The organism is Roseobacter phycocola (assembly GCF_042055075.2).
Classification (GTDB): domain Bacteria; phylum Pseudomonadota; class Alphaproteobacteria; order Rhodobacterales; family Rhodobacteraceae; genus Roseobacter.
Genome location: NZ_CP194010.1, coordinates 250,955 through 263,724 on the forward strand (window position 1 = coordinate 250,955; position 12,770 = coordinate 263,724).

Below are 12,770 nucleotides of genomic sequence, written 5' to 3' on the forward strand. Positions count from 1 at the left end.
TATCAGACCCATTTTTGGCGCGATTTGCCAATACGCATCTGAACAGTTTTTGATTCCAGAAATTCTTCGATCCCGCCGGAGCCGAGTTCGCGGCCAAGACCACTTTCCTTGACCCCGCCGAACGGGAGTTCAGGGTAGCCATCCATCCAGGTGTTCGTCCAGACCGTTCCGGCTTCCGCACGCTTCACAAATTCAAGACAGGTGTGAACGTTTTCGCTCCAGATCCCGGCAGACAGACCGTAGGACGCGTTATTAGCCAGATCTATCGCCTCATCCAGTGTCCGGAAGGTCAGCACGGAAAGTACCGGGCCGAATACTTCTTCTGTTGCGATCGGCATTGTCTCTTTGACACCCGAGACGACCGTCGGCTGGTAAAAGGTGCCGCTCAGCCCATCAACAGTCAGCGCCGCACCACCCAGCAGAACGGTTGCGCCCGCGTCGGCAGCCTCGCGCACGTACCTGTCGATTTTGTCCTGATGCGCCTGCGAGATAATCGCACCGACTTTTGTATCGGGATGCAGCGGGTCGCCGAACGGAACTTTGCGCGACAGCGCCACGATCTTTTCGTTCAGCGCTTCGGCGACGTCTTCGTGAACTATGATGCGGGAGCCGGAGTTGCAGCATTCACCTGCGTTGAAATACACGCCGAACACAATCGCGTCCGCAGCCTCGTCAAGGTCGGCATCGGCACAGATGACCTGCGGGTTTTTCCCTCCGAGCTCCAGCGACACCTTCTTCAGCGTGCCCGCAGTTGATGCAACGATGGCTTTGCCTACGCCCGTGGAGCCCGTGAAGGAAACCATGTCGACATCCGGATGCGTCGTCATCAGCGCTCCGACAGGATCACCGTAGCCCAGCACGATGTTGGCCACACCGGCGGGAAGCCCTGCGTCGATCAGCAACTGCCCCAGCAGAACCGTGGTCGACGAAGTCATCTCAGATGGTTTGATCACCGCTGTACATCCGGCGGCGAGCGCAAACGGAAGCTTTTGGGACACAATCAGAAACGGGAAATTCCACGGCGTGATGATGGAAACCACACCAACCGGCACCTTGAGCACCATGCCAAGCATATCGGAACCCAGCGCATTCTGGCTTTGTCCCCGGATGTTCCAGGCGAGCGTCGCCGCATAGCGCCAGATATTTGCCGCGCCCTCGATCTCGGCCTCGGCCTGAGAGATCGGTTTGCCGCTTTCCAGCGTTTCCAGCCGCGCGATACGGGCGCGGTTCGCGTCGATCAGATCGGCAACTCGGTTCAGAAGCTTTGCGCGCTCTGCTCCGGGAACATCGCTCCAGCGCCGGTCGTCAAATGCCTGACGGGCGGCCTTGATCGCTGCTTCTGTCTCTGCCGTGCCACCCCGTGCCGCTCGGCTGACGAGCTGACCAGTTGCGGGTGAGTGGCGCTCAAAGGTTTCACCGTCTGCGGAGTCAATCCAGGTACCATCAATCAGATGGTGCAGTTCCAGCGGTTCATCCGCTGGCGCGCTGCTGTCGCCCGCAATCAGGGTGAGGTCATGCTCGGTCATGACGGGGCCTTTCCAAAATCGGCTTTTCGTTTTTCTGCAAAGGCAGCCACGCCTTCGGCTTTTTCAGCGGTTGGGGCCATAGCCGCACCCGCGAGGGCCTCAATTGCTGCTGCACCGTCTTCCTCAAGTGCTGCTGATATGAGCCATTTCGCGGTTTCAGTTGCCTGCGGTGCGTTGCTGGCAATCCTGTCAGCGATTTCAAAGGCGGCGGCGCGCGGGTCGTCCTCAACGCCGTTCAGGAAACCGGTCGCAAATGCCCGTTCCGAGGTGATCCGAGCGCCGGTCAGTGCCATTTCTTTCAGGAGGGCAGGGGGGATCTGCCGTGCGAGGCGTTGTGTGCCTGACCAGCCTGGTACGATGCCAACCGTTGTCTCTGGCAGCGCGAATGTCGCACCGGGTGTCGCGATGCGCAGGTCACAGGTTGCTGCGAGCTCAAGACCGCCACCGAATGCGTGACCGGACAGCACGCCGATCACAGGGACAGGCAGGCGTGCGATACGGTCAAAGACGCGATGTCCCCTGCGCACCCAGTCACGGGCAAAGGTCCGTGCATCAAGAGAGCCCCACTCCCGGATGTCCGCGCCGACGCAGAATGCCTTGTCGCCGGTTGCTGTCAACAGCACCGCCCGGACGGTCCTCGTCTTCTCGATCACGCCGCAATGCGTATCAAGTGCATCGATCATGTCCATGGTCAATGCGTTGAGCTTTGCCGGATTGTACAGCCGGACCTCGGCAACGCTGCCGGAAATTTCTAGATGTACGGTGCTCACAGTAACAGCCCCATCGGTCCTTCGGACAGGATTGAGACAGGCATACGCGAAGCGTTGCCGCAAACCCTGACCCGCCCTTCGGAGGCCGCGACGATATCTGCTTCGACTTCAATGCCGGGCATAATTTCGGTGGCGACCAGGCCGTCATCATCAAGGCGCATAACACATCGTTCGGTAACATAGAGGACGTCCTGTCCCCGCGCCCGCGCGCGCCTGCCGGCAAAGGTCACATGCTCGACCGCGTCGACCATTTTTGTGAATTTGCCTTTTTGCGTGACACGCAGTGCGTCAGACGTGAGCTCAAACTGCGCACCCGCCTCAAAATAACCCGAGAACACGATTTTTCGTGCGTTGGCCGTTATGTCCACAAAGCCGCCACAACCCGCTGTCAGATATGGCTTTTTACCCAGTTTTGAGACGTTGACATTGCCGTCTGTATCGACCTCCAGGAAGGACAGAAAAGACACATCAAATCCGCCTCCCTGGAAATAGGTGAACTGCGCTGGTGAGGGCAGAATAGCATCCGCATTGGAAGCGCAGCCAAAGGCAAAACCGGTCAGAGGGACACCGCCGACGGCACCCTGTTCAATGGCCCAGGTGACAGCCTGTGCATGCCCTTCTTCCAGCAGAATGCGCGGGACATTCGCCGAGATGCCAAAACCAAGGTTGGCGCTTTGTCCCTGCGACAGCTCAATCGCGGCACGGCGGGCAATCACTTTCTCGATCCCATGGTCCGCCAGTGAAAAGCTGTCCCAGGGGCGCATGATTTCGCCGGATATGGCCGGGTCATACACAGTCTCGGTTGTCTGTTTCTGATCGGGATCGATCACAACAAGATCGACAAGATGGCCCGGTACATGCACGTCGTGTGGACGCAGTGAACCGGCCGCAGTGACCCGTTTGACCTGTGCAATCACCAGCCCACGGTGGTTGCGCACCGCAATCGCCTGCTCCAGTGCGCCAAGCGTCGCGCCTTCGTGCTCAAAGGTCAGGTTGCCGGTTTCATCACCGGTTGTCGCGCGGATGATGGCCACGTCCGGTACGATATTCGGAAAGTGCAGCCATGTGTCACCGGCAAGCTCTTGGCGGTGTACAATCGGTGCCGCTGCGGCGCGTTCATTCATGGCGCAACCTTCGCGTATCGGGTCGACAAACGTCTCCAGACCGACCTGCGTGAAGACACCCGGTTTGCGCGCTGCCACGTCACGGTGCATGTCAAACATGATACCGGACGGCACGTTATAGGCTTCAATCCGGTTTTCGACGATCATCTTCCAGATCTCGGGCATCTCTTTCGAAGACGGGCCGCTGGGGTACGAACCGGCGAGAATGCGGGACAAAAGCCCGTCCTGGGCAATGTGATCGACGCCGCGGATGCCATACATGTCGCCGGCGGCAATCGGATGCAGCGTTGTGAGGTTGCACGGGTGGCCTTCATCTCTGAAACGGTCGCCCAGAGCGCGCAGCACCAGGTCCGGGCACCCAAGACCGGACGATGATGAAACCGTGACAACGGCGTTGTCTTCTATCCGGGCCACAGCGTCCCGGGACGTGACGACCTTGCTCATCTCAGATGCCTCCGTAGTCGACAGCGACCCTGGTGCCCCGGGTCGCGGCCTCTTTGACGGCGGCTGCAACGGCCAGAGACTTCACCCCATCCTCCCCGGTCGCAGACGGCGTGCCACGGCCTGCGCAGGCCTCTGAAAACAATCCTACAGCCCGCTCATAAAGGTTGTGGTCGCTGAAGCTGATGTCTTCGCTGCCGGTTTCCGTCTGCAGCCTGATCTCGCCGACCGGGCGTTGTGTCATTACGCCTTTTGCAAAAATTGACCCTTCTGTGCCGTGGACCTCAAAAGACGTTCCGGCGTGTCGGATCGTGAAGCCTTCATGTGTCTGCACCGTGACGCCGGACGGCATCTGCCAGACGCTCATGACTGAATCCTCGACACCGCGCCCAAGGCTTTCCGAACGCTCGATGGCGACGACCTCTGCCGGGTCTTCGTCCAGGTGAAACCGGACCGTGTCAGCGTCGTGTACGACAATGTCCGGAATGACCCCGCCACCCGCTCCGGGATTGTCGATGCGCCAGCCCTGCAGATTTGGCGGCAGATAGACAGCATGTGCAACGCGGACAGCCTGAACGGTCCCGATGCGGCCCTGGGTGATCAGTTCACGGATCTTCAGATGCGATCCGGCGTTCCGCAAGTGATGATTGGTGGCAAAAGTCACACCCTTTTCACCGGCCGCACGGACCATGGCCACAGCGTCCCCGACGTTCATTGCCAGTGGCTTTTCGCAAAGCACATGTTTGCCGGCTTCAATGGCCGCCATCGCCTGAGCAAAGTGTTTTTCGTTGGTTGTTGAGATGTAGACGGCGTCCACATCATCATTGAGCTGTTCGTTCATGTCAGTGAAGGCCCGTGGAATTTCATGCGCATCGGCATAGGAGCGGCCGCGCTCGTCGCTGCTGCTCAGCACGGATGCGATGCTGTGTCCCCGCTGCGCGCGGATTGCGCCGATCATGTGTTGTGATGCGATTGTACTCGCGCCGACCAGTGCCCACTTCACGATGATTCCCCAGATTTTGGATCGTTCCAAAATCTAATATGGATCGTTCCAAAAGGTCAACAGACTTTTTCCACCGGCATTGCCTTTGCAGGAGATCTGCTTCTGCGCATCGTCCCTCCATCGGAAAATGAAATGTGTATGCACCCCGCGCTTCTTGCTGTGCTCAGGCTCTTGTGATCGTGACAGCGCAATTTGCTCTTGAGAACAGCTTGGGAAACCCCAGATATTTCTCGAAGGTCAGGAGGATTTCGAATGCAGCGAAAACTGATTTCCAGACGAACTATGATTGCGGCTGCCGGTTCAGCCATCGCAGCGGGCGGTGCCGGTCTTGCTGTTCCCGCCCAGGCCGCGGGCCTGAAGCCGACACGTTCGATGCGTGGCGGCTCAAATAACTACAGACCGGGCGCGCCCATTGTGGAACGGATTGGCAACGGGGGGTTCTGGATGACCGGCACAGTACGCCGGGCGGGCGATGGCATGCCGCTGGCGGGTCAGCGTATTCAGATCTGGGCGCACACAACCGAAGGGCATGAGCGGGACCCGCAGAGCCACGGTGCGACGCTGACGGATGCAGAGGGCAACTTCCGTCTTGAGATGCCACAGATTGTGCCGGCATTCGGTCAGCCACACGGGCACCTTGCCTATGACAGTGAAGATTTTCAGACTGTTTTCCTCAGACCAGTAATGGCCAGTGCTGCGGACAAAACACTCGAAGCACATTTTGTTCTGGAACCGGTCTGAGAGCAGGCAGGTGCGCAATCCGACTCTGCTGCGTCGGGTAGCCCTTTGGGCCGGGCTCGGGGCACTTGCCCTCATTCCGGTTGGTTTTGCCGTGACCAGCCCGTTGCTGGCATGGCGCGACCCCATCTACATCGCCGCCGGACTTGGGGGCATTCTGGCGCTTACGCTTTTGATGTTCCAGCCGCTGCTGGTCGGGGGTGATCTTGCCTTCCTGACGGGTAGGGCCGGGCACCTGGTTCACCGCTGGACCGGCATCCTGGTGATCGCATCTGTGGTTCTGCATGTTGCAGGGCTTTGGATCACCAGCCCCCCGGATGTGGTCGACGCGCTGCTCTTTGCCTCGCCAACGCCGTTTTCGGTCTGGGGTGTCATCGCCATGTGGGCTCTGTTTGCCACTGGCGTGATAGTTGCGATGCGGCGCCGGGCCGCTTTCCGGCCCCATATCTGGCGTCTGTTGCACATCTCGCTCGTGCTGGTCGTCATTGCGGGCACCGTGGCACATGCACTGTTGATTGAGGGCACGATGGAGCCCGTTTCGCGGTTCGTTTTATGTGTTGCAGTTGTGGTGTTCGGTCTGCGTGCGTTGTACCGCTTCGGTCTGCCCGCCCTGCGCGTTCTCCGGCGCAACTGATCCCACCAACCAAGTGGGCCAGAAGCAGGATCCTGTTGCATCAGGCGGTGACAAAATGGTCTGCGAACTTTTTGCGCAGGATGTTCTTTTGCACCTTGCCCATTGTGTTGCGCGGTAATTCACTGATCAGCACCAGCTCGCGCGGGTGTTTGAAACGTGCCAGCTCCTCCGCCGCATCCATCGCGATTTTGTCCAGGTCAGGCGTTTTGCCGGGTGCCGGGACGATCAGCCCGAGCACCGTCTCGCCGAAGTCTGCATGTGGCACGCCAATCACAGCGCTTTCCAGCACACCGGGCTGCGCATCTAGAACCAGCTCGATTTCCTTGGGGTAAATATTGTACCCGCCAGAGATGATCAGATCCTTGTCCCGCCCGACAATGTGCAGGTAACCGTCGGTGTCAAACCGTCCCAGATCGCCTGTAATGAAAAATCCGTTCTGGCGCAGTTCTGCGGCTGTTTTTTCGGGCATCTGCCAGTATCCGCGAAACACGTTAGGCCCCCGGACCTCGACCTGCCCGACAACATCCGGCGCAACAGGCTGACCGGTGGCGGGGTCGGTCACAATGACTTCCACGCCCGGCAACGGAAAGCCGACCGTTCCCGCGCGCCGCTCGCCATCATAAGGGTTTGAGGTGTTCATATTGGTTTCTGTCATGCCGTAGCGTTCCAGAATGCGGTGCCCGGTGCGGGCCTCAAACTGCACATGCGTTTCAGCAAGCAGCGGCGCGCTGCCGGAAATAAAGAGGCGCATATGCGATGTCAGTGCGCGGGTGAAACGTTCATCTGACAAAAGGCGGGTGTAGAAAGTCGGCACCCCCATCAGCGTTGTGGCCTGCGGCAGATGCGCAATGACCTGGTCCTGATCAAAACGTGGCAGAAAAACCATGGCACCGCCTGAAGCCAGCATCACATTGGTGGCGACAAACAATCCGTGGGTATGAAAAATCGGCAAAGCGTGCAAAAGAACATCAGACGCTTCAAATTCCCAGAAATCTGCGAGCATCAGCGCGTTTGAAAGAAGATTGTCCTGGGTCAGCATGGCGCCTTTTGAGCGGCCGGTGGTGCCTGAGGTATAGAGGAAGGCAGCCAGGTCCGAACCCTGACGCGGTACCGTTTCAAACCGGGCAGGCAAGGCAGCCGCTGCGTCAGCCAGTGTCCCGCTGCCATCACCGTTCAGTGTTTCGACGCGGGCATTCACTCCAGCGCAGATTTCCCGGATGCCCCCAAGGTCAGCACCGTCACAGACGACGAGCCCGGCACCGCTGTCTTCAATAAAATAGGTGAGTTCTCGCGCGGTATAAGCCGTGTTCAGGGGCAGGAAGATGACGCCGGCCTGCACACAGGCCGCATAAAGCGCCAGTGCCTCAGGCGATTTGCCCACCTGGGCCGCAAGACGGTCACCGGCTGACAGCCCGGCCCCGGTAATGGCATGGGCAAACTGCGCGGCCATGCCAAGAAAGGCATCGTGTGTCAGGATGGATCCATCGGGCGATGTCAGAAAAGGTGTTGTCTGGCCTGCGTGTTTTCCAAACAGCGTGTCGAACAGAACATTGGTCATGATCCTGCTCCCTCCGGAAGAAGTTTGCGTCCCAGCGCCGCCAGTGACCGGATGTCCGGCGAGGCGGCGACAGTGCCTGCATTGGCATAGTTTTCGTGGTTCTGGGACACTTTTGTCAGATCGTAAAGGTAATTGACCATGGCGCCATGCGACTGGCGCATGCCTTTGTCGGATACGTCTGCCCCTGCATGCACCCGGTGGATCATCGCACCATTGCCCAGATGGAACCGCGCAACCGGATCAAGGGGCAGTCCACGGTAGTTTTTGGCATCCATCAGGTAACAGGCGGCCAGTTGTTGCGTCCTGTCAGGTTCGAGACTTTCCGACGGAACGCGCTGTTGCTCAAGCCATGCTGCCAGCCCGGGTATCGGCGACAGCGTCACGTACTGGCGCAGGGCCGGCAGTTCCAGCGAAAGGTCCATGGCCACCTGTTTGATCAGCGAGTTGCCGAACGAAATGTTTGCAAGCCCCGCCTGACAGTTGGAGATGGAATAAAAGACGGCGGTATCTGCTTCTGCTGCCGGAATGGCCTGACGGTCTTCGCACAGGAGGTCCTGTACCGACGACGGGATACCGCGGGTCAGGGCAACTTCGACAAAGATCAGCGGCTCATCCGCCATGGCCGGATGAAAAAACGCGAAACACCGCCGGTCCGGTGGCTCCAGCCGACGTCTCAGGTCATCCCAGCTGTCAATCGCGTGCACGGCTTCATATGCGATGATCCGGTCAAGGATATGCGCGGGGCTTTCCCAGCTGATCGGGCGCAATACGAGAAAGCCGCGATTGAACCAGGAACTGAACAGGTGCTGGAAATCGTAGTCCAGTGCGGCCAGAGCCGGATCATTTTTGGCCATGGACAACAGGTCAGCCCGCATCGCGACAAGCTGCCCGGTCGCCTGGGGCACACGGTTCAGGCGCCGGATAAGTTCCTGCCGCGGGGGCTCTGCGGCGTTCGTAAAGCGCCTGTAAGTGTCTTTGTCGGGGCTGTCCTCCCAGGCGGCGAGTGCGCGGCGCACCTCACCGGGATCAAAATCCATCGCGTGCGCAAGATGATCAAAGAATGCCCTTTTGCCTGCCGGATCCATACCGGCGTAGCGGTCGAGAATGATACGGCCCAGCTGTTGTCCGGAAATCTCGCCGTCCGTCCCGACGAGCGCTGCTGCAAGGTCTTCGGTGCTGCGCGGATCGTCCGCTGCCGCTCCCGGCAGAAACCTCATCCGCCGTTCAAAGACGGTTGACAGCAGATCGGCCAGCATTGTCACCGGGACGCTCCCATCACGGTATCCGGCAGCCAGGTTGCGATGCCGGGGAACAGGCAAAGAAGAACGATCGCAATGATCATGCAGGCCACAAAGGGTAGCGACCCGCGCAGGATCGTTTTGAGCGATATATCCGGCGCGATGCCATTGATCACATAAAGGTTCAGCCCGACAGGCGGTGAAATCAGGCCTATTTCCATATTGATCGTCAGCACCACGGCAAACCAGATCGGATCGAACCCTGCTGACGTGATGATCGGCAGCAGGATCGGCGCGGCCATCAGGATCACGGCAACCGGCGGCAGGAAGAAGCCGGCGATCAGCAGGAAGACATTGACTGCGCCCATCAGAACCCAGCGGTTGACGTCCAGCGTGCCGATCCATTCAGCAATAGCCTGTGTGATGAAAAGGGAGGAAAGCATGTAGCTGAAGACGCCGGCTGCTGCGATGATGAAGAGGATCATCACGCTTTCCTTTGTGCTGTCTCGCAGCACCACCCAGAGGTCTTTCGGGTTCCAGAGCCGGTAGATAACCATTGCGATCACCAGGCAGAGCAGCGCGCCGACGGCCGCCGTTTCAGACGGTGTCGCGATGCCGCCGTACATGGCGTAGAGCACCCCCACGATGATCGCAAGGAAGGGCAGGACACGTGGCAGGATTTCGAATTTCTCGCGCCAGGTGTAGCTCGTTGAGGCGAGTACCGAGGCATCCCCGGAGCGCCAGGTGGAATAGAGCGACCACGCCATGAAGAGGCCCACCAGCATCAGCCCGGGGAACACCCCGGCCAGAAACAGCCGGCCGATCGAGGTTTCGGTTGCGATCCCGTAGACAATCATAGTGACCGAAGGAGGGATCAGAATGCCAAGCGTACCGCCGGCAGCAATTGAGCCTGCGGCGACGGCATCCGGATACCCCCGTTTGCGCATTTCCGGGATGCCCATTTTGCCGATAGCGGCACATGTTGCGGGTGAGGAACCGGACATCGCCGAGAAGAGTGCACAGGCACCGAGATTTGAGATCACAAGCCCGCCGGGCACCCGGGTCAGCCAGCGCTCCAGCGCTTCATAAAGGTCCGCGCCGGCGCGCGTGGAAGCAATAGACGCCCCCATAATGATGAACATCGGGATGGACAGCAGGGCAAAGTTGTCGAGCTTGCCAAACAGGATTTCAGGCATCAGTTCCAGCGAGCGCATCCCGTCAAAGATCATCAGAAAACCGGCGGAAACGATCAGAAGGCCCAGCGCGACGGAGACGCCGGAAAAAAGGACACAAATGGTGGCGACGGCAACAATTGCGCCAAGAAGCAGCGGATCCATCAGCTGTCCTCCAGTCCGAAAGGTTTATCTATGCCAGTGATCACGGCGACCAGGTCTGCTACCAGCTGCAAGAGCAAAAGCCCGAAGCCGATGGGGATCGACAGGTAGGGGATCCACAGGCGAACGCCCCAGACCGTGTCCGAGCGCCATCCGCGCTCCCAGGCGAAATGCCAGTAGTCGTACCCATAAAAGAGCATGACGCCGACGATGAGTATGGACAGCGACAGTGTGATCATCGCCAGGCCCTTTCTGGCACCGGGGCGCAGCGCCAGCGGAATGAGGTCCACATTTACATGGCCCCGAAGGCGCTGAACGTAGGGCAACCCGATCAGGGTGGCTGCAACAACCAGATAGATCACGGCTTCGGTCTGCCAGACGGTTGATCCGTTCAGAACAAACCGGATGAAGATCATCTGGCAGGTTATGCCCACGGCAGCGACGATCATCGCCGCAGAACACCAGCCTGCCAGTGTAGAAATTGCCGCGACAAAGCGCAGAAAAGGGTTGTTGCCCGTATGAGCAACTCTCGCAGAGCTCTGGCCTGCCATCGCGGCCTCCTGATCAGGGGATAGAAGAAAGCGGGGCAGTTGCTTTTCTGCCCCGCTCGTCGGGTCAGTCGACAGACAGCGCCATATCGAGCAGTTCCTGACCGCCGGGCGTTTCTTCGATGAACTTCTTATATGAAGTGTCCTGCGCCAGCGCGCGCCAGGCGTCGAATTCGTCCTGGCTCATCTGTGCAATTTCAACGCCATTGTCGGCGAATACCTTGGCCGAATTCGCGTCCTGCTTCTTGGCCTCTTCAAGGTAAAATGCTTCAGCTTTCGCCGCACCATCCATCAGCGCCTGCTGTTGTTCTGCGGACAAGCCGTCAAAGGTGGATTTGTTCATCAGCAGAGGCTGATACATGAACCAAAGGGCAAAATCGCTGGCCGGGGTATAGCAGGCGACCTGCTCATAAATCCGGTAGCTCACAAAGGACGACGACGACGTGTTCGCAGCTGTCAGAACACCGGTCTGCATCGCGTTATAAATCTCAGACGACGCCATCGACGCAATTGACGCACCTGCACCGGCCAGCATCTGTTCGAATGCCTTACCTGCCGCACGTGTTTGCTGGCCCTGCACGTCACCAGGCGCGGTGATGCATTTGTCTTTTCCTACGAAACCACCTGCGAGGTAGCCGTGGACCAGGACCATGACATCGTCATCTGCCATGATCTCCTCGATCTGACCCATGAATTCGCTCTCGTTCAGACGGGCAGCGTGGTCGTGGTTTTTCACCAGACCGGGCATCAGCGTCAGGTTATACGCGGGTTGCTGACCACCCGCATAGCTCAGCGGAAAGACCGTCATGTCGAGCTGGCCGCGGCTGAGCGGCTTGTACTGTTCACGCGGTTTAAACAGTGATTTTGACGGAAAAATCTTGATCTCCAGATCAACATCCGCTGCGGCGACCTCGTCCGCGACGATCTGTGCAACCTGGTGGCGCACATCGGCTGTCGACCACTGATGCGACAGGCGCAGTTCGGTGGCCCCCGCTGCAACAGAAGTTGCAAGAATGGCTGCTGCAGCCCAGGTGGCGATGCTTTTCGGTTTCATTTCAGTCCTCCCTGACTTTCCCGACTCTCGGTCGGATCTGGGGTTAAGATGCAGCACTTGTGTATCAAGTCAACAATTTTGTATACAATAATGAATATCTTGCGTGCATTAGAGCGCCCTGCTATTCTGGGCCCATGGAACGGAAGCGGTCAGATATCATTGCAGATCAGCTCGAGGAGCTGATTTTTGCAGGCACTTTCAAAAACGGCGAACGTCTTGACGAAGTTCAGCTTTCGGAGAAATTCGGTGTCTCCAGAACCCCGGTCCGCGAAGCGTTGCTGCGGCTTGCGCAGTCCGGGCTGGTAGAACACTTTCCGAGGCGGGGCGTTTTTGTCAGACAGCCGGGGCCGATTGAACTCATCGAAATGTTCGAGGTCATGGCGGAGCTGGAAGCCGCGAGCGCCAGGCTGGCCGCATCGCGCATATCGGACGATGCAATCACCAGTCTCAATGAAACCAACGCAAGGTGTCTGGCCGCGGTCGAGGCACAGGATGCGGATCTCTATTACAGAGAAAACGAGACATTCCATGCCATTATCTACCGCGAATCCGGCAACAGTTTTCTGGAGCAGGAATGTCTGAGGCTTCAGCGACGGCTGCAGCCCTTCCGACGCACACAGTTGCGCCTGCGCGGCCGGCTGAAACAGTCGATGAAGGAACATGAACAGATTGTCGCCGCTCTCGGGCAGGGAGATGGGGCGCGTGCGGCCGGTGTCGTCAGGGATCACGTTGCGGTTCAGGGAGAGAAATTCCACCATCTGATGGCGAGTCTCCGGACAGACGCTGCCTGACGACCGGCAGT

At 58.9% G+C, this 12,770-nt stretch carries 12 protein-coding genes; 3 read left to right on the forward strand and 9 right to left on the reverse strand.

Translation table 11 applies throughout. The features are described 5' to 3' along the window. Positions 1-2: 2 nt before the first annotated feature. From AB4K19_RS01465 to AB4K19_RS01480, 4 genes are read right to left on the reverse strand one after another with little or no spacing between them, the layout of a single operon-like run. Positions 3-1,526: an aldehyde dehydrogenase family protein gene (locus AB4K19_RS01465; protein WP_375230203.1), complete on the reverse strand. Its 1,524-nt coding sequence runs from the start codon at positions 1,524-1,526 to the stop codon at positions 3-5. Continuing rightward, on the reverse strand, positions 1,523-2,296 hold the full coding sequence (locus tag AB4K19_RS01470; protein ID WP_436398792.1) for an enoyl-CoA hydratase/isomerase family protein: 774 nt from the start codon (positions 2,294-2,296) through the stop codon (positions 1,523-1,525). The genes AB4K19_RS01465 and AB4K19_RS01470 overlap by 4 nt, the downstream gene beginning before the upstream one ends. Continuing rightward, positions 2,293-3,864 (reverse strand): acyl CoA:acetate/3-ketoacid CoA transferase, encoded by a 1,572-nt coding sequence (locus AB4K19_RS01475; RefSeq protein ID WP_375230204.1) that lies wholly within the window; start codon positions 3,862-3,864, stop codon positions 2,293-2,295. The genes AB4K19_RS01470 and AB4K19_RS01475 overlap by 4 nt, the downstream gene beginning before the upstream one ends. 1 nt (position 3,865) lies before the next feature. Beyond that, positions 3,866-4,864 carry a Gfo/Idh/MocA family protein gene (locus tag AB4K19_RS01480; RefSeq protein WP_375230205.1) on the reverse strand — a complete coding sequence of 333 codons (999 nt, stop codon included), beginning with the start codon at positions 4,862-4,864 and terminating at the stop codon, positions 3,866-3,868. Between the two features lie 252 nt (positions 4,865-5,116). On the opposite strand from AB4K19_RS01480, the gene AB4K19_RS01485 reads away from it, so the two are divergent. Beyond that, positions 5,117-5,605 (forward strand): twin-arginine translocation pathway signal, encoded by a 489-nt coding sequence (locus AB4K19_RS01485; protein WP_436398794.1) that lies wholly within the window; start codon positions 5,117-5,119, stop codon positions 5,603-5,605. 10 nt (positions 5,606-5,615) lie between these two features. Beyond that, positions 5,616-6,236, forward strand: coding sequence for a ferric reductase-like transmembrane domain-containing protein (locus tag AB4K19_RS01490; protein WP_436398796.1), 621 nt, complete (start codon positions 5,616-5,618; stop codon positions 6,234-6,236). Between the two features lie 40 nt (positions 6,237-6,276). On the opposite strand, the gene AB4K19_RS01495 is transcribed toward AB4K19_RS01490, so the two are convergent. From AB4K19_RS01495 to dctP, 5 genes are all read right to left on the reverse strand, one after another. Then, positions 6,277-7,794, reverse strand: coding sequence for a malonate--CoA ligase (locus AB4K19_RS01495; RefSeq protein ID WP_375230207.1), 1,518 nt, complete (start codon positions 7,792-7,794; stop codon positions 6,277-6,279). Beyond that, complete coding sequence (locus AB4K19_RS01500) at positions 7,791-9,056, reverse strand: malonyl-CoA decarboxylase (RefSeq protein WP_375230208.1); 1,266 nt, start codon at positions 9,054-9,056, stop codon at positions 7,791-7,793. Before AB4K19_RS01500 ends, AB4K19_RS01495 begins: the two co-directional genes overlap by 4 nt. Beyond that, positions 9,053-10,369, reverse strand: coding sequence for a TRAP transporter large permease (locus tag AB4K19_RS01505; protein WP_436398797.1), 1,317 nt, complete (start codon positions 10,367-10,369; stop codon positions 9,053-9,055). The genes AB4K19_RS01500 and AB4K19_RS01505 overlap by 4 nt, the downstream gene beginning before the upstream one ends. Beyond that, the gene (locus AB4K19_RS01510; RefSeq protein WP_375230209.1) at positions 10,369-10,917 is read right to left on the reverse strand and encodes a TRAP transporter small permease; all 549 of its coding nucleotides are present in this window, start codon (positions 10,915-10,917) and stop codon (positions 10,369-10,371) included. Before AB4K19_RS01510 ends, AB4K19_RS01505 begins: the two co-directional genes overlap by 1 nt. Positions 10,918-10,981: 64 nt before the next feature. Next, positions 10,982-11,968 carry a TRAP transporter substrate-binding protein DctP gene (gene dctP, locus AB4K19_RS01515; protein ID WP_375230210.1) on the reverse strand — a complete coding sequence of 329 codons (987 nt, stop codon included), beginning with the start codon at positions 11,966-11,968 and terminating at the stop codon, positions 10,982-10,984. 134 nt (positions 11,969-12,102) lie between these two features. On the opposite strand from dctP, the gene AB4K19_RS01520 reads away from it, so the two are divergent. After that, entirely contained in the window at positions 12,103-12,759 is a 657-nt protein-coding gene (locus AB4K19_RS01520; RefSeq protein ID WP_375230211.1) for a GntR family transcriptional regulator, read from the forward strand. Positions 12,760-12,770: the final 11 nt, after the last annotated feature.